Genomic DNA, 17,228 nt, shown 5'->3' with positions numbered 1-17,228 from the left:
TAAGCCATGTCAACAGAAAGTTCCTGCTCAGTCGAAACAGCGACTTGGAATTAAAGGGTCTCTCCTCTTTTTTACCACCCCAATGGGTGGTCAGTTACTTCTGCCAGGATGCACTAGGAAGAAATATTCCGCCGTAGAATCGGGTAGTTCTTGGCAATAATTGCTTGCTTGAGTAGTTCAGGAAAGGGTTGGTTCGCCTTTTCTTGCAACTGATTGAACCAACCCTGCTCATCATACAAAGCCGTAGACGTTTGCCGGAGCGGATACGCCGCTTGCTTAGGAACCAGCTAAAGCCACAGCTATAACCTGAGGCAAAGCGCCAAACTTTGTAGCTATGGCTTTGGCTAACGGGATAATAATTGGAGAGAAAGAACCATAGTTGTGAACTAGGGGATTCGTTTAAGTAATCGGCTTTATGTTGCCCATCCCTAAACAGCAGCAGCTTGACGGAAGCGTTTTTCAGTACCCGTATACTCCGGCACCCAACCTTCAGTTGTCGTGAAGTAGCGCACGGCTTTAATCCGTTGCGACGGTGTTAGATAAAACCAGTGTTCAGTGTTCGCCGGGACGTTGATGTAATCTTCTGCTTGTACTGTTAATTCTACTTGGGTGCCATCAGGACGAACAAAGCCAAACACCCCATCACCAGCAATAATGTAACGGACTTCAGGGTCAGTGTGGTAATGACAAGGGTCAAACTTCTCTAGCAGGGCGTTAAGATTTGGAACTTCTGGATGCAGCACAATTAAGTCACGAGACTGATAGCCAGCCGTTTGCTGGAGTTCTTCAAAGTAGCTATCAAGCGCGTCGAGAACCTGAACTTTCTCCTCATCGCTGAGGGCATCCTTTGCTAGTAAATTTTGAACGTCTGGATTGTCTCCTACCGGCCAGCGCTTTAGCTGAACATATAAAGGAGCCAGTTCTCGTGCAATATCATCCACCTGAGTATAAGTTGTACCGTCTTCAAGTCGTAGAATTGCCACAATACACCTCCATTTGCAATTAATCAGGCTGTAGCTCTACAAGGGCTGTACGCTATAGGGATAACTTTTGTGGGGTAGCGAAAATTACTCTTGCATAACGCTCATCCCCTAAAAGTTTTCGCTCATCCCAACAATAGACAGCGCCTCTCTACAGCTAGATTTCGCATGATAGCACTGTTCTCAAAATACGATTTGTTTATCTTTATTTTTATAAATTTCTTAATACTTTTTGTTATTCGTTGATGCGCTCCTTCTTTCTTTTGCGATTGGCTTGAATTGAACGTAATGTCACGATTACTAGAGTTGAAGCCGTGATGGGAATAACAAATGCTAGGAACACCGTGCTGAATAACGGGAGGCTAGCGTGCTGTGTGGAATCTAAAATTAGGTAGGTAGCATAGGCAAGGTAGTAAGCTAAAAACACTAGACCTTCCCAACGTGCGATGACGTAGCCTGTGAAAAAAATTGGCAAACAAGCGATCGCAACAGCAATCATCACTGGAATATCAAATCGTAGTGCGGCATTAGAAATGTTGATTCCATCGGGTGAGACGATAGCGGCTAAACCAATCACTGCCAGGATGTTGAAAATATTGCTACCCACTACATTTCCAACTGCAATATCCCGTTCACCACGCATACTGGCAATAACTGAAGTAGCAAGTTCCGGCAAAGACGTTCCCGCCGCGATGATGGTGAGTCCAATAACTAACTCGCTAACTCCAAATGCCTGAGCAATGATAATTGCATTATCGACAAGTAAGCGTGAGCCAAGCACCAGCAACACCAAACCCCCGATAATCAACCCCAAATTAACGACCCACTGCTGTGCTGATACACCTGAACGAACACCATGCTCAGGTACATCTTCAGCTTGAGCCGCATCATTGTTTTCCTTACGGCTTTCGTAAATCAAAAACACTGTGTAGGCTATACCGCCGATTAATAAAATAACACCATCTGATCTGCCAATCTTGCCATCAAGTCCGAACAACAGCATGAGAAACGACACACCAATCATGATCGGTACATCTAACCGAATTAACTGCCTGGATACGAGTAAGGGAGAGATCGTAGCTGCCAAACCGAGAATCAACAAAACGTTAAAGATATTACTCCCTACCACGTTGCCCACAGAAATGTCAGCCTGACCAGCAAAACTAGCCTGCACGCTTACTGCCATTTCTGGCGAACTTGTTCCGTAAGCCACAACGGTTAGTCCAATGACGAGTGGCGAGATACCCATAATTACAGCTAATTGAGAAGCCCCACGCACTAACGCCTCTGCCCCTGCGACGAGAAGCACCAGTCCGATTGCTAAAAAAACAAGTACGATAAAGCTCATAAAATTCTCTCTGTGCGATCGCGATTCTCTAATAGCGTCATTAGAAACACCCAGATCTTTGATGGCTTACTACAAGCACTCTAGGCTCTTAAAGGTCACTTCGAGTTTCACCAAAAGTACATCAAGTTCTCGTTAATCTAAGAAATAAACACACGGAGATAGTTACTTTTCATGAGTTTGGGCAACAGCCGCTAGCACTGCCTCATGAATTGCTCCATTACTAGCGACAATACCCTGATTATTGACCAGTTGGAATCCACAAGCAAAGTCTAACGGCTGACCATACATATCGGTCACTCTCCCACCCGCTTCTTCCACAACAATCGCTCCTGCGGCATGATCCCAAATATTCTCCCGTCTATGTAGTGATCCGGGGAAAGGTAGACGGATGTAGAGCGCCGCTTCACCCCGTGCCACTAGACCATATTTCGCTTGAGAGTCAATCCGTAAGAATGGTTCATTAAGTCCAGCGGCTTGAGCTACCGCTTCTTGCCGTGCCAAGTTACCATGTGCTGACTCTACACTCTCAGCCAAGCGACGTGAACCAACTTCATCAGAGTTTGCTACATGAATTGGATGTGGCTCACCACCATCCAAGGGAATCATAGTTGTTCCTTGACCTCGGACAGCAACAAAGATGACTCCTCTTTCACTCTGCGGGTGTTTTGGGTCAACAGGTAAGGCGGGACAACCTAAGACTCCTAGCTTCACTTCACCTGCCTCAACCAGAGCAAGCGCGATCGCATATTGGTCACCACGTAAGTAGCCTTTTGTCCCATCAATGGGGTCTAATGTCCAATATCGAGACTCTATACCTCCATTCCCCCAATCAATCCAATCCGTAACTACTTTAGGGGTAGCACCAGCTAAGTGAACTTGAACGTAGTTAGTTATCTGTTGTAACTGTTCAGTCATTGCTGGCGATCGCAATAAGGTAGAATCTTCCTCAGCAATCACTGGGTCAGCGGGAAAAGCTTCAGAAAGAGCTTGACAAATTACCGCTTGTGCGCCTAAGTCAGCAACAGTTACAGGGCTAAAATCAGGTTTTGCGATCGCAACAGCACCTCGCTCCTCTCGGACTTGCTCACATAGGTTGGCGGCAGCAGCTACGGCTGTAATTGCTATTTGTTTTTCTCGCTTGTACAACATAACTCAAGGCTTCCTGAGAGAAGGAATGGTTTTAGTCACGATGGAAGCGGCTGAATCCTCTATTTCCATAAAGCCAAATTCCAGGTCGATTCGCTTCTAGTTCCCAATTATCTTGGAGGTTAGCTTCACGAATCCCAAAGCTAAGCGATCGCACAAATGGGATATCATCATCGTCGTCTTGCGAATCTTCCAGATTTGATGAGCGTTGCAATGGATTAGAAAAAGTTGTATCGCTGTAGGGTAGCTGTCGAGTAACAGTTGGTTCAATTAAATCTAGCTCCTCCTCTGCTTCTAGCTCTAGTTCTATCTCAGGAGTAATAACGACTTCCTCCGATAGCGCTGTGGAAGCAACGAAAGGAGTATCTTGCTGTTGATGAGTCACTAAAGGTTCACTGGGAATAAAATCATCTACCAGATCGACAATCTCTCCCTCAAAAAATTGCTGAAGGTTCACAAGCGCCTTTTCGACTACATCACTATCGTATTCCGTGTCTTTGTTTTGTGCTGGGAGTGTTACTGGAGAGTGATTATTAGTTGTGCCTGCCCAGTTAGGATTAGTTTCTACTTGTGCTTGAGGTTGCTCCATAACAGGAGTACCTGCCCCGGCTTGCTCTGATGCGCTTGGTGTCGCTACCGCCAAATTTTGCCTCTGGGTGGCACTTGAAGCACTATCCCTTAGAAGAACATTATTTGAATCCACGTTGAAGGAACTAACGCCGCGCTGCGCTAATAAAGCTTCTTCACCGTTTTTCTGGACAGATGGCTGTACATGATCAGACATTACCTGTCTTGTTGTCGAGGGTGGTGAATGATTAGGTGCAGGTTGTTGAGACGGCGCTACTCGGCTACCTTGGGATGTTGGTCGGTTGACAGGCGCACTATCAAAAGCGTCAGTTGCTCTGGCTTGTAGGCTCACCTTTACCTTGCTATTGATAGCCTCCTGAAAAGCGGTTTCAATATTCGGCAATCTTTCCTGGATTTTCTCCCGCCATGCCTGGGGAATACTCACACGAGCGTATTGATTATCTAAGTCTATTAGACGACCAAGCTGACGCAGTAACTCCCGCGTAGATATCGGCTTAAGCTGGGCAAGTACCTGTTGCCAAATCTGATCTAAGTCAGAATGGTCAGTTACTGTACTTGGTGCCGCTAGTGATTCCTCTGGTGCATGTACGCTGCTGTTGTCGTTAGAGGCTACCGCTTGGCTATCCGGAGGTGCTGTGCGATCGCTACTACTCGGTTGTGAGATAGGCGTATTAGATCCTAGCTGTTCAGGGGGATCAGAAATCTGTGAGGCTCTTGTTACCTCGGTTGATGGTGTCAGCTTAGGCGAGACGCTAGCGGTAGAAGCGTTGCTAGCTGGAAAAGCATGAGGAGATGGTTGGCTAACAGTGTTTTGATTTGTAGAAGTAGTATTCTGTTGTGAGGTTTGAGTTGTAGGACTCTCACTGGAGTGCTGACTAGTTGCTGAGTGCAATAAGCCTAACAACGTTACTTCTAACCACAGGCGTGGTTGGGTTGTGTTTTTGATTTGAACTTCGCTGTCTTTGAGGTGTTTTTGCCCTGCCAAAATTGTATTAGTGTCCAGACTTTTGGCAAAGTCACACATCGTTATCCAGGTTGGTGTTGTTATTGCAACCAAATCGTTACGTGTTGGCGCAGTTTTAGCAATGAGCAAATCACGATAAAAGCCAGCAAGATTCTGGAGGACAATCAGAGGTTCTCTACCTCTATCCATTAGATGACGAGCGGTTTCGAGTACGGCTTCCGGATTATTTAATGCGATCGCGTCTGTAAGTGCCATCAAGTCCCGTTCTGGTACTGCACCCACCAAATCCCAGACTCGCTCTACTGTCACCTCACCAACTAACAAGCTCAGCTGATCGAGTAGACTTTCAGCATCCCGAAGTCCCCCTTGAGCCACTTGTGCCACTAACGTTATCGCATCGGTTGTAATACTAATGTTTTCTTGAGCAGCAATGTATTGAAGATGAGACACCATTGCCTCTAGAGGAATTCGTCTAAAGTCAAACCGTTGACAGCGAGAGATGATTGTCGGCAATACTCGTTGAGGGTCTGTAGTTGCCAATACAAACACCACACGATTTGGCGGCTCCTCTAATGTTTTTAGGAGAGAATTGAACGCCGCACCGCTAAGCATATGGCATTCATCAATCACATAAACTTTGTAGCGACACTGAACCGGGGCAAATTGGGCGCGTTCAATGATTTCCCGGATATTATCGACACCTGTGTTGCTTGCCGCGTCAATTTCAATGACATCGAGTGCATTACCTGAGGCAATGCTTTTGCAGACCTCACAGACACCACAAGGCTGCTCTGTGGGCTTATCTTGCTTCTTACAGTTGAGAGACTTTGCTAGAATCCTCGCACTAGAGGTTTTTCCCGTGCCTCTAGGACCCGTGAATAGATAGGCTGGAGCAATCCGCTCAGTACGGATAGCGTTAGTGAGAGTAGTCGCGATCGCCTCTTGTCCAACTAAATTGGCAAAAGTCTGAGGACGATATTTATGGTGTAGAGGTTCGTAGCTCACGAGACTCAGTTGAGAAGAATGGGGAGAGGGGAGGGTGTATGCTTAACCCGCACTGCCAACAGCAATAGCGTCCATCTTAGATGAATCCTAAGCCGTCTGATGTGTCGATAGTGCCACCGCTCTGCTACAACAGCATTTATGAGTTAATTTGTATCTCACAACTTTCAATTTAAAGCTCAATGCCTCCTACTCGCCAAATCCAATGTTTTTACACCGATGGTGCTTGCACTGGCAACCCTGGTCCTGGCGGCTGGGGCACTGTGGTTTATTTCACTGATGGCTCTGTGTATGAAATGGGTGGTGCTGAAGCACAAAGCACAAACAACCGGATGGAAATGCAAGCGGCGATTCAGGCGTTAAAGGTTCTCAATGCCTCTGGACAAACTGAAGCCGTTACCCTTTACACAGATAGCGAATATGTCAAAAATGGTGCCACCAAATGGGTTAAGGGCTGGAAAAAGAAAGGTTGGAAAACGGCGCAAGGAAAAGCTGTTTTAAACCAAGACCTATGGGAGATTCTTGATGAACTCAATTCTCCACTAGTGGATTGGCAGTATGTGCGGGGACACAGTGGGAACGAAGGAAATGAGCGATGTGATACGATCGCTCGTGCTTTTGCCAATGGTAAATCCTTAGTACTAGAACAGTCGTTTAGTCTTAATCCTTCACAATCAATTCAGTCAGCTACTAATCTCCCGGTAACAGGAGTATCAGATTCAAACATTGCTCCTGAGTTAGCTTACAAAACTGAACCACTGAGTGATTCCTCTTTTGACGTAGCCATGATAGACTCAACCGCTTCTCTGTCGAATACTGCGCTTGACGACTTACCCCGCGAGGTGAGAGTTGGTCAACTTCGCAACTTGGTAGAAACTCTACGCATTGCTGATGAAATTGCGAGTCAGGGCTACCTAATTAGCAGCTCTGAATTGGCTGACTTAATGGACGTTAATGCTAGCGCGGTGACTAGTCGAGGTGATCACTGGCCTTGGCGCAACTGGATTGTCTCACGAGTCCGGCGTGAAGGTAATCAAATTCTCTGGCAACTCGAACGGGTAGACCAAGTGAATGGAGGAGATGAGGAATAGGGATTGGCTATTGGGGATTGGTGACTGAGAAGAGAAGACAAAGTGACAGTATTTTCGATGCTCCCCTTCTCCCTTGCCTCACTCTTCCCCGATCCCCAATCACCCGTCCTAATCCCTATTGCCCATAAACCCGACCTCGCCAAGATTTCGGTCTTTGAACAGCAGATAAGAAAATCCGCAGAACGGCTAACGGGTCTGCCAAGGGAGAAAGCCAAAATAGCCACGAGGCTTTAGGTAATGTTTGAGTGCGATCGTAAGAAGGAGCGATCGCAAATAGTAAGGCAAAGCGAATCAACACCAAAAATAAATTCAAGCCAGTGGCTGCCATTACCACTGGTGAGGACACACCTAGCGCCAGATAACCCAAGAAAACTAGGGAGGCTGGCAGAGGAAGACCTTGGACGCTCAAGAGCAACCACAAATCACTCCATAACTGACCTGTAGACGAAGCATCTTTGAGGTCAAGACTTCGCCCCCACTCTTTCCACGTTTCAGCGGCTCCCTCATACATCCGCACCTTGACGACCTTTGCCCCATCCATAAAGCCGACCTTAAACCCTTGAGCCGCCGCATACCGAGCCAAGGTGACATCATCGCAAAATGAACCCTTGGCACTCGTATAACCCTCCAGCTTGGTCAAGACATCACGGCGGCATAAGAAACACTGTCCATTTGCCATTACCCGTTCTGCCGACTCGCTATTGATGCCAGTTGGTCCAAATCGGTAGACCAGGGTAATCAATAGCGCAGGTTGTAGCCACCACTCCCCTGGATATTTGAGGATGAATTGCGGCGACAGGGAAACTAAGTCAAACTTCTCTGCTTCAGCCGCCTTAATTAGACCTGCAACCAGTCCGGGTGCCGCTTGAGTATCAGCATCCATACCCAGAAACCACTCACTCTTCTGGGAGGTGTGTAAATAACCCGTATGCAATGCCCAAGGACGCCCTACCCAATCCGTTGGTAAGGGATCGTCGGTAATTAAGCGAAATCTGGGGTCTTTCTCTTGGGCATCCTTGACTAAATCCGGTGTCCCATCCGTTGAGCGGCTGTCTACGACAATGATTTCTCGAACTTCATAACTCTGCTGACTCAAACCAATTAGACAGGGTGTCAAGCGTTCTCGCTCATTGAGCGTAGGAACCACCACACTCACCTTGCCGAGTTGGTCTGGGGTAGTGGGATGAGGAACAATTGGTAGACGGCGCCCAGGGCCTTTGCTAAGGCGGGAGAGTAGGAGAAAAGCGGCTGGTATCTGGATGAATAACAATGTTATTGCCAGAAAGCCAGCAGCTTGCAGTGAAAGTAAGCCTGTTGACCCACTGACTATAGTTGCAACCGAATTCACTTAGGCATAACTCCCATCGATGCCACTGGCACTTGAGTCGTTGGAATCTCAGTGAGTCTGGTATTTTCACCTTGATCGGGTGGCATTGACGTTGGTGCGGATGAAGCCATCCACCACAGAATCACAGCAGGAACAATGCCCAAAAGGACGCTCAACCCGATTGGAACCCAAAGCCCAACACCAAACAGGGTGAGTACAGAGTCAAAAGCAATGTTACTGATATAAACAACCAGAGGAAATACCAACTGCTGACGCGATAAGACAATAGGCTTTTTGTTCCAGAACAATGCTGCCACAGCCATAAACAGACCACCAGTAGCAGTCCAACCTGCAAAATTACGGTAGGGTGTTCCAAAAAAGGAGCCTACTTCCCCAAAGTGCCAAAAGGGATAAGCGGTTTGGCTCATCGCTGGGTCGAGGGCAAAGTCCCAGGAAGTGAGCAGCATGGCTCCCAAGGCAACGCTCAAGATGGGACGCAAAAAGCTGATAGGATTCCCGGTTTTTACTCTGGCATTGATTGCGCTAAGAGCCAGTAGATAACAAACAAATCCCATGTAGAACCAGGAAAGGGGTACGGTGAAGGGGACAAGTCCAGCAACCTTGTAACCTAACCCACTTAAGTAACCGTACTCTCCAAAGGGGAAGCCAGTACTGGTGCCTAACAATTCACTACCCAAAGAGAGAAAAACAGCAGGTATCATGAACGTCAGCCATTGCCACAGTCCTAAGGTTCGGTAGGCATAAATCGCTACAGCCACCGTACCCAGAATAATGTTGACGACTCCACCCCCTGACATTGACCAAGCAAACACCTTCTGCCCAAAAGGCCCTAAGTCTGCGAGCAGTTCTGGATGGGGTATGACGAGCAGTAGCCCTGCTAGCCCAAAAACCATTGAAAAAATATGACCAACAAGAAAAAAGCGCTCAAGATTGACAAGTTGCTTCATTAGAAACTCCTAACACAGTTGAAGCCCGGAGCAAGAACCGGGAGAGCCGCATCCTTTTGAAGGCGGCATCGATATTGTTTTGAGCAGGAACAAGATTAGTTGTTTAATAGTTTACAAATGTTTATGAACAATTTCTCTGTCGTAAATAGAGATTATTTATGGCTTAGTGGGTCAATTTGACATAATATTCAAATCCTCTGGAACAGAATCCTCAGCTTTTCGCAACGCCGAGAAATTATTTAGATCTGTGAAATGTTAACACTGCTTCTAGATGTAGTGTGTTGCAACATAGAACTTTTAGAGGGAGCCACAGAACTCCTTTCCCTAAAACTTTAGGTGTGCCTAGATTTAGTGAATAAGGAGTATATTTCAACGCTTCTAAGCGTGAAAATCTCCATCTGATGCAGTAAAGCGTAGGAACAGAACGGTGGAATGATGGGAAAATCGTTAATATATTGGCAGTAACCTCAGTCTTGTCATTATATTGTTGAGCAAGCCTGTTAGTCGCCTCTGCTATCTGCCATCAGCTTCATCGCCTCTGTACCCAACATGAATTCACCTGTGTCGGAAAACGAGAAGAATGTGATTCGCCCCATCCAATACCGTGATTTGGAGGCAATCGAACAGCTTACTACAGGGGTAACTGATGCCGATAGCAACAGTTGCTCAACGACCTTTGATCGGCAGCTTCAGCAGGTTAAACGCTGGTATTGGCTGTTCAAGTTTTTGAGTTGGTTTCCAAACCCATACCAGTATGCTTTCTGTGTTTATGTTGTTGGGCAAATCCAGCAGATTCGCGGGCTAATTAAGATTGCGCCGTTTAATCGTACCCGCAGCACTTGGCGGGTAGAGCGGGTGTTAGTCGATGCTGAGACTCCCCAACTAAAAAACATACCAGTAATGTCCGAACTTGGCTCTGGGCTATTGAGGCATTGCTTTGAGGCGATTTGGGAGGCGCGAACCTGGGTACTAGAGGTCAATATTCATCACAAATCGACACTTGCTCTTTATCGGCAAAATGGTTTCCAGCCGTTAGCGCAATTGACGTATTGGGCGATCGCACCGGAATTACTCCAAGAACTCGCTAAGCACGAGCCAGATGTGCCTAATCTGCTTCCAGTGAGCAATGCTGATGCCCAACTGCTGTATCAGCTAGATACAGTCTCAATGCCACCCTTAGTGCGCCAGGTGTTTGACCGTCACATCCAGGACTTTAAGACAGGCGTTCTAAGAGCGTTTTTTGGGAATGTGCAGCAGTGGTTCAATCATACAGAGGTAGTCAGTGGCTATGTATTTGAACCGCAGCGTAAAGCCGCGATCGGGTATTTTAAGTTGCGGCTATGTCGTGATGGCTCCACTTCCCACGAAGCTGAGCTAACTGTCCACCCTGCTTATACATTTCTGTACCCAGAGCTACTGGCTCAAATGGCACGGGTTGTCCAAGAGTTGCCCCCGCAATCCCTGCAACTGGCTTCCGCTGACTATCAGCCAGAACGCGAAGAGTATCTCGAACAGCTTGGAGCAGAAAGGATCGAGCATACGTTGCTAATGTCTCGTTCTGTCTGGCACAAGCTACGGGAAGCTAAGCCTTTGGAAGGGTTACAGTTATCTGATGTACTTCAAGGGCTACAGCCAGCACGCACACCGATACCCAGTCGTATGACTTGGTTGAAGTCGTTATCCAAAACGCCTCAAGTGGCTCTGAAAGCCGAGATATCTCATCCTGTCTCTACCTCTCCCCAAGCATTACTGAAGGAGAAAAAGCTACCTTCTGAGTCTTCAGAAACTCGGATTAGGGATTGAAGATTGGGCAAGAGTTTTGGATTAAGGCAGATTGACGATAAACCATCTCTTCCCAATCCTCTAGGAAAGACACCTGCGATTAGCGGAGCGTGATGCAAAGAATCTCAGCACTGGGTCTAGATGTGGGGAACAAGCGCATCGGCGTTGCAGGATGTGATGGTCTGGGTCTTATTGCCACAGGTCTTACAACGATTGAGCGCACCTCCTTTGACCGGGATGTTGCTCAGTTGCGACACTTGGTTGAACAAAGACAAGTAGAAGTGCTGGTGGTGGGTTTGCCTTATTTGATGGATGGCACCATCGGGACGCAGGCGCGAAAGGTACAAAAGTTTACGGCTAGATTATCAGCAGCCCTTGGGCTACCAGTAGAGTATGTCGATGAGCGGCTAACTTCAGTTGAGGCAGAAGAGTTAGTGAAAGCGGAAAGGCGATCGCTTTCTGATAATAAAGGTCTCATTGACCGTAAAGCGGCGGCAATCATTCTCCAACAGTGGCTCGATGAACGCCGCTAGAGCCAAACTGGAAAGAAGCGATTAGGGATTGGAAGGATTATTGAGAGAGTTCTGAGGACTTGCCAATCCCCAGCCACCAGTCACTAAAGCCCAATCCTCAAAGACTAGCTTTCAACCATAGTGTTGAGAGTGATAACATGGGAGACTGCTGGATTATATGAATCAAATCTGTCCATGACTCTGACACAAGAGCGTAAACACGAAATCATCGACGGCTACCAAGTACATGACACCGATACTGGATCGGTAGATGTTCAAGTTGCCGTGCTTACTGAGCGTATTAATCGGTTGAGCAATCACCTGAAAACGAACAAAAAAGACCATTCCTCCCGCCGGGGGTTGTTACAGATGATTGGTCGCCGCAAGCGTTTGTTGTCGTATCTTCGCAAAGAAGATATAGCACGCTATCAAAATTTGATTCAACGCCTAGGTATTCGCGGATAGGCAGATTTAAACCTATGTCTACTGAACCATCAGGTGATGCGAAAAGCGGCTCTAACGACAGCCGCTTGCCGTTTGAACCTCGTCAGAAGCGCAAAAAGTCTGCCAAACCCCAACCGGAACCCGCAACCAGTCAACCGACTCCTAAAAAGAACACACCTAGTAAAACGACTGCACCCACGGCATCTAGTAAAACGACTGCTTCTAAGAAAGAAAAGCCAAGTGCTGCTTCTAAGGAATCCATGGCGATTCCAGAGGTGGTCAGCAAACGCATGGTACGCCGCATGGCTTTGCTATGCGGCACTCCTACCGTTTTGGGCATATTGACGTTTTTTGTTAGCTATTTTTTGGTCACTAAGCTTGGGTTGAAGTTGCCTAATGTGGCAGTGGTTCTCGTCAGTATGGGGTGCTTCGGATTAGGGGTGTTGGGGTTAACTTATGGTGTCCTCTCCGCCTCTTGGGATGAGGAGGTACCAGGTACTAAGTTGGGTTGGCGAGAGTTTACCCTGAACCTAGGGCGGTTGACATCAGCATGGCGCTCGGCTGGACAAAAGGACTAACAACTTGTCGTTAGTGGTAAAGATTGCCTTCAGTAGTTTCAGTCACACTTGATTTCTAGATTTCTTACATCATTGGCAAAGACAAAAGCGATATCCCTCTTCTGTCACTCTCCGGTTTTTCCTATTATTAATATTTTCTACAAAGGAGGTATATTAGGGAATACAGCGTTTGCCCATCTAATTTTGGCAATTTCCCTACTCGGATCAATTTCTATGAAGGAAAAAGTCTGCGATCGCCTACCATAGGTTAGTTCTAGACTTCAGCAATGGCAAAAGTTTTCGGAGAGTGACAGAAGAGGGATATAGCGGTTCTCATACTCGTGAAGTACAGATTGACCCATCCCCCAGCCCCTCCCCGATGCCCAGAGGGGAGCAAAACTCCGGTTCTCCCTTCTCTAGTAGGGAAGGGAGTTAGGGAGTGTTTTCTTGCCTTTCCCGTTAAATTCAGATCCCCCCCAGCCCCCCTTTTTAAGGGGGGAGAATTTATTCAAAGTCCCCCTTTTTAAGGGGGACTTAGGGGGATCTGCGGGGCGAGAGAACACTCCCTAGGGGGATTAGGTTTAGTCGTAACGCACTTAAATGAGAAACGCGATAAGTACTACAGTGACTTAACAAAGTTGGCTTTGCGAAAAGTCTTCTTGAAGTCAAGCTGAATTTTGATCAGGATACGCACACAAGCACTTTGGCAGGGACTCTAAATACATGATTGTCGTAATGAAAGTTGGCTCTCCAGAAGCCGAAATCAATCGCATTAACCAAGAACTGGCTGAACGGGGTCTAACTCCAGAAAAAATTGTTGGTAAGCACAAGGTTGTCGTGGGACTTGTCGGCGACACGGTTGATTTAGATCCGTTGCAAATTCAGGAAATTAGCCCGTGGATTGAACAAGTGCTGCGGGTTGAGCAACCCTTCAAACGCGCTAGTCGTGAGTATCGTCACGGTGAAGCAAGTAGTGTTGTTGTACCAACGCCCAATGGTTCGGTTTCCTTCGGAGAACAGCATCCATTAGTCATTGTTGCTGGTCCCTGTTCGGTGGAAAACGAGGAAATGATTGTTGAAACAGCGCGTCGGGTAAAGGCGGCTGGAGCGCACTTTCTTCGGGGAGGAGCATATAAGCCTCGGACATCGCCTTATGCGTTTCAAGGTCATGGGGAGAGTGCGTTAAGTTTACTCGCAGCAGCGCGGGAAGCCACTGGCTTAGGCATCATTACTGAGGTGATGGACAGTCCTGATATTGAGAAAATTGGCGAGGTAGCGGACATTCTGCAAGTGGGTGCCCGCAATATGCATAATTTCTCACTCCTCAAGAGAATTGGTGCCCAGGAGAAACCAGTCCTGCTGAAGCGGGGGATGTCCGCGACGATTGAAGAGTGGTTGATGGCAGCGGAGTATATTCTGGCAGCAGGCAACCCGAATGTGATTTTGTGTGAGCGGGGTATCCGGACATTTGATCGGCAGTATGCCCGGAATACGCTGGATCTATCGGTGTTACCTGTGTTGCGATCGCTTACTCACCTACCGATTATGATTGACCCCAGTCATGGTACGGGTCGCGCTGAGTATGTGCCAGCAATGGCGCTAGCTGCGATCGCAGGTGGTACTGACTCGCTAATGATTGAAGTCCATCCCAACCCTGCCAAAGCGCTATCTGATGGCCCTCAATCCTTGACTCCAGAGCGGTTTGACCGTTTGGTGAAAGAAATGTCGGTGATTGGCAAAGCTGTAGGGCGTTGGTCTGAACCTGCTGCTGTTCTTGCTTAAAAAGTTTGAATTTTTGAAATCCTCCCTGTCTGAATCTTTGATTGAGGTAGGGAGGATTTCAATTTTAGGAAGGGACAATTGCTTTGACATTCTTCTGTAGCTGCTCAAGTTCCTGACGCTTCTGGGCAATCCATGCTTTTTCCGCCTCACGTTGTTCTAGTGTTTCTTTGTGAGCTTTCTCCTGCTGCTCTAGCAGGGTTTCATAACATGAAATAATTTGCCTGATCATGGTGTCAGATGCTTCTACTCGGCTACTAAAAGCCAATGAAATAATTTCATTAAACCGTTCCTCAATTTTATCTTTAGTTTCCTCAAGCTTCTTTAAACCTATCTCACAAACCTTTTGCTTGATCTTGCTATGAATACCATCAACATCTAACATTCCTAGACCAAAGGAACTAGCAACAGCAGTTGCGACAGCAGCAATTATGACGGCAACAACACCTAGCCCTGTCAAAATAAATAGTCCTGCTGCTAAAGTCCCACCAGCACCAATACCACCTATAAAGCCACCAGCACCACCAAAATTAGAATCAATTTCACTAATCTTAAAGTTTAGTTGCTGGCTGAAGTTAGTGTTGATTTGTTCATCAAGAAGCTTCAAGTTGTATTGAAGAGCTTCCAGTTCTTGACGAATGCCCTTATCCAATTCTTTTAGATTCGGCTTCAGAATTTCATCCTTCAGTTGATTATTACCCCATGTATTTATTTCTTTTTGTATGTCTGAAGCAAACTGAGCAGCATAATCTTGGATTAATTGTTTCTGACTCCAAATATGCGAATGATGGGAACTCCATTGCTTGCTTTTTTGTGTCATCCGTTCAACCAAGCCTTTTTTCCACTGCACCCAAGCTCCAGTAGCTTGCTGAATAGATTGCTTTTCCAGTTGTTCTGCCATAAGACGGATAGTGACATCACGCCCACTAGCTTCTCCAATCTGCTCCAGGATTTTCTGCCTTTCTGTTTCAGAAATGTTCAGCTTTCCATCTAAAACTTTCTCAGCTTGATGTAGCCCCTCTAAACTTGATTGAATCAAACCGTTGATTTTAGTAACAGCTTGTTTAATTAGAAGAGAACCCCGCTCAACCGTCAGGAATTTCTCGATAGATTGGGTGAAACCCCGGAAGGCTTTCAAGTAGTCATCCTCAGTTCCTTCCAAAATTGCATCCAGTGCAGCCTGAGCAGAGATGAAGTGAACGCGGTTCTCACCTGTGATGACATTTTGACCTTGCACAAATCTTTCAATTCTCTGTCGCACGTCGTGACGATCTTTCTCGCGCCGTAGCAAATCCATGAAATTAACTGCTACAAAAAGATTGGCAGCAGGTTCATCTGCTTTCCCACCATTTAGCTGAACCTTCAAATCCTGTATCAAATCTCGTTCTCCCTGAGTCAAAGGACGCGAGGCATTAACGAGGAAAATAACTGCATCAGTTCCCCTGATCAGTTGTTGAGTAATGGCAGTCCGTTCAGGGTGTTCATTCAAGCCTGGGGAATCAACAATTTCCACACCAGTTCGGCATAATTCCAAATCAGGATGCTCAAAAATAATCTCTTCAATCTCAGATTCAACTAATTCATCAGTGAGACTACCTAGCGCTGCTTCTTCTGAAATTGCTGCCTTCTCTTGATATTGTTCAAATACAATTTCCTCCTCTCTTCCATCTCTGTATCGGCAAATTACTCGCCGTTGCTGTCCATATTTCAAAACAGTCACCGTACCACTACAAGGAATCGCCCTTGCAGGTTGAATCTCTTCACCTAGCAGGGCATTCAGTAAGGTTGATTTGCCTTGGCTAAACTCACCGACAACTGACACACGGAAGCTCTGAGACTGTAATTTGTGAGATACTTTTTCTATCTCCTCTGGCAGAGTGTTAGGCAGTAAATCCCGCTCAGCACAATTTTGGCTTATTTGAAAGAGTTGGTTACAAAAGCTGTCTAATTTCTGACGATTATCCTGAAAATATTGCAATTCTTTATAAGTAGTAACTCTGTGTTGTGAAGCTGCTTGATGTTCGGGCTTAGTAGGCAGAGCCGCTACTATATTGCTTGCAGCTTTAATAAATACATTATCTAACTCATGAAACCGAGCGGGATCGAGCAAGGACTGCACTTCTTCTAATGTGCTTGGATCTAATGTTCCTTGACCACTGAAACCAGCTTCTAAAATTGCTACATATGGAGGGTCAATTCCTAAATTATTGGCGATAATCTGCAAATACTTCTTCTCACGAGCGTCCATCTCACCATCTGCTATTGACATTTCATAGCCAAAGCTAATCAGCAACAGCCTTTCTGGTTCTGAGAGCGAAGCCGTCAGTGTTTGTAACTCCTTAGTTTTTGCATAAACCTTATTTTCCCGAACTCCCTTGATCATCAGATGCGCCAATCGACGCATATGTCCATCCGGTGGAATAAATCGATAAAGGGTTGTAACTAGCCTTTGCTTCTCATCTTCTGTTACCTGGGTATCCGCAACCATCACTCCCAGCAGAACCGTTATCAAAGCTGCCAGAAAGATTAAGGAAGGTGAGAGATCCCGTTGAGTAAGCTTCTGTCCAGTAATGCGTGACAAGAGATCAACACTCTCAGAGCTAACCAGCACAGTATTCATAAAGTCTGTGAACCAATAATGTTACTTGCCGTCTAGTATCGCCAGATTTAAGCAAGACTAAATCCGGGAAAATACGGTTATCTTTGCTGACAAGACTCGCTAGCCTCTAAGAAATTAACT

The 17,228-nt window shown here is 46.5% G+C and carries 13 protein-coding genes; 6 read left to right on the top strand and 7 right to left on the bottom strand.

What is annotated here, in order from left to right; genetic code table 11:
• Positions 1 to 428: 428 nt before the first annotated feature.
• The 4 genes from H6F98_RS16045 to H6F98_RS16030 all read right to left on the bottom strand — a co-directional run bounded on the left by H6F98_RS16045 (position 429) and on the right by H6F98_RS16030 (position 6,031).
• Positions 429 to 983, bottom strand: coding sequence for an acireductone dioxygenase (locus H6F98_RS16045; protein WP_192219705.1), 555 nt, complete (start codon positions 981 to 983; stop codon positions 429 to 431).
• A 232-nt stretch (positions 984 to 1,215) separates the two neighbouring features.
• Positions 1,216 to 2,328: a calcium/sodium antiporter gene (locus H6F98_RS16040; RefSeq protein ID WP_192219704.1), complete on the bottom strand. Its 1,113-nt coding sequence runs from the start codon at positions 2,326 to 2,328 to the stop codon at positions 1,216 to 1,218.
• A 162-nt stretch (positions 2,329 to 2,490) separates the two neighbouring features.
• On the bottom strand, positions 2,491 to 3,477 hold the full coding sequence (locus tag H6F98_RS16035; RefSeq protein ID WP_192219703.1) for a 3'(2'),5'-bisphosphate nucleotidase: 987 nt from the start codon (positions 3,475 to 3,477) through the stop codon (positions 2,491 to 2,493).
• Positions 3,478 to 3,508: 31 nt separating this feature from the next.
• Entirely contained in the window at positions 3,509 to 6,031 is a 2,523-nt protein-coding gene (locus H6F98_RS16030) for a DNA polymerase III subunit gamma/tau (RefSeq protein WP_192219702.1), read from the bottom strand.
• 179 nt (positions 6,032 to 6,210) lie between these two features.
• On the opposite strand from H6F98_RS16030, the gene rnhA reads away from it, so the two are divergent.
• Positions 6,211 to 7,119: a ribonuclease HI gene (gene rnhA, locus H6F98_RS16025; RefSeq protein ID WP_192219701.1), complete on the top strand. Its 909-nt coding sequence runs from the start codon at positions 6,211 to 6,213 to the stop codon at positions 7,117 to 7,119.
• 115 nt (positions 7,120 to 7,234) lie between these two features.
• Here the strand turns inward: rnhA and cruG are convergent, their stop codons facing one another.
• Entirely contained in the window at positions 7,235 to 8,467 is a 1,233-nt protein-coding gene (gene cruG / locus H6F98_RS16020; RefSeq protein WP_192219700.1) for a 2'-O-glycosyltransferase CruG, read from the bottom strand.
• Positions 8,464 to 9,414 carry a gamma-carotene 1'-hydroxylase CruF gene (cruF, locus tag H6F98_RS16015; protein WP_192219699.1) on the bottom strand — a complete coding sequence of 317 codons (951 nt, stop codon included), beginning with the start codon at positions 9,412 to 9,414 and terminating at the stop codon, positions 8,464 to 8,466. Before cruF ends, cruG begins: the two co-directional genes overlap by 4 nt.
• A gap of 549 nt (positions 9,415 to 9,963) precedes the next feature.
• Between cruF and H6F98_RS16010 the strand changes: the two genes are divergently transcribed.
• From H6F98_RS16010 to aroF, 5 genes are all read left to right on the top strand, one after another.
• Positions 9,964 to 11,217: a GNAT family N-acetyltransferase gene (locus H6F98_RS16010; RefSeq protein ID WP_192219698.1), complete on the top strand. Its 1,254-nt coding sequence runs from the start codon at positions 9,964 to 9,966 to the stop codon at positions 11,215 to 11,217.
• A 92-nt stretch (positions 11,218 to 11,309) separates the two neighbouring features.
• Positions 11,310 to 11,729 (top strand): Holliday junction resolvase RuvX, encoded by a 420-nt coding sequence (ruvX, locus tag H6F98_RS16005; protein ID WP_199348560.1) that lies wholly within the window; start codon positions 11,310 to 11,312, stop codon positions 11,727 to 11,729.
• A 174-nt stretch (positions 11,730 to 11,903) separates the two neighbouring features.
• The gene (rpsO, locus tag H6F98_RS16000; RefSeq protein ID WP_192219696.1) at positions 11,904 to 12,173 is read left to right on the top strand and encodes a 30S ribosomal protein S15; all 270 of its coding nucleotides are present in this window, start codon (positions 11,904 to 11,906) and stop codon (positions 12,171 to 12,173) included.
• A gap of 14 nt (positions 12,174 to 12,187) precedes the next feature.
• Entirely contained in the window at positions 12,188 to 12,730 is a 543-nt protein-coding gene (locus tag H6F98_RS15995; protein WP_192219695.1) for a PAM68 family protein, read from the top strand.
• 702 nt (positions 12,731 to 13,432) lie between these two features.
• Positions 13,433 to 14,491, top strand: coding sequence for a 3-deoxy-7-phosphoheptulonate synthase (gene aroF / locus H6F98_RS15990; protein ID WP_192219694.1), 1,059 nt, complete (start codon positions 13,433 to 13,435; stop codon positions 14,489 to 14,491).
• Between the two features lie 64 nt (positions 14,492 to 14,555).
• Here aroF and H6F98_RS15985 read toward each other — a convergent pair whose 3' ends face one another.
• A complete protein-coding gene (locus H6F98_RS15985) occupies positions 14,556 to 17,108 on the bottom strand; it encodes a dynamin family protein (protein WP_192219693.1) in 2,553 nt (850 codons plus the stop codon).
• Between the last annotated feature and the right edge of the window lie 120 nt (positions 17,109 to 17,228).

The organism is Microcoleus sp. FACHB-SPT15, assembly GCF_014849525.1.
GTDB classification, from domain to species: Bacteria; Cyanobacteriota; Cyanobacteriia; order Cyanobacteriales; family Coleofasciculaceae; genus Symplocastrum; species Symplocastrum torsivum.
The sequence above is the reverse complement of the archived record's forward strand: the minus strand, read 5'-3'. Positions and strand labels throughout refer to the sequence as shown.

What these genes read in the sequence shown, in the direction of transcription:
- H6F98_RS16040 (WP_192219704.1), bottom strand. Translation starts at nt 2,328, where the DNA reads ATGAGCTTTATCGTACTTGTTTTTTTAGCAATCGGACTGGTGCTTCTC.
- H6F98_RS16035 (WP_192219703.1), bottom strand. Translation starts at nt 3,477, where the DNA reads ATGTTGTACAAGCGAGAAAAACAAATAGCAATTACAGCCGTAGCTGCT.
- rnhA (WP_192219701.1), top strand. Translation starts at nt 6,211, where the DNA reads ATGCCTCCTACTCGCCAAATCCAATGTTTTTACACCGATGGTGCTTGC.
- cruF (WP_192219699.1), bottom strand. Translation starts at nt 9,414, where the DNA reads ATGAAGCAACTTGTCAATCTTGAGCGCTTTTTTCTTGTTGGTCATATT.
- H6F98_RS16010 (WP_192219698.1), top strand. Translation starts at nt 9,964, where the DNA reads ATGAATTCACCTGTGTCGGAAAACGAGAAGAATGTGATTCGCCCCATC.
- ruvX (WP_199348560.1), top strand. Translation starts at nt 11,310, where the DNA reads ATGCAAAGAATCTCAGCACTGGGTCTAGATGTGGGGAACAAGCGCATC.
- rpsO (WP_192219696.1), top strand. Translation starts at nt 11,904, where the DNA reads ATGACTCTGACACAAGAGCGTAAACACGAAATCATCGACGGCTACCAA.
- H6F98_RS15995 (WP_192219695.1), top strand. Translation starts at nt 12,188, where the DNA reads ATGTCTACTGAACCATCAGGTGATGCGAAAAGCGGCTCTAACGACAGC.
- aroF (WP_192219694.1), top strand. Translation starts at nt 13,433, where the DNA reads ATGATTGTCGTAATGAAAGTTGGCTCTCCAGAAGCCGAAATCAATCGC.
- H6F98_RS15985 (WP_192219693.1), bottom strand. Translation starts at nt 17,108, where the DNA reads ATGAATACTGTGCTGGTTAGCTCTGAGAGTGTTGATCTCTTGTCACGC.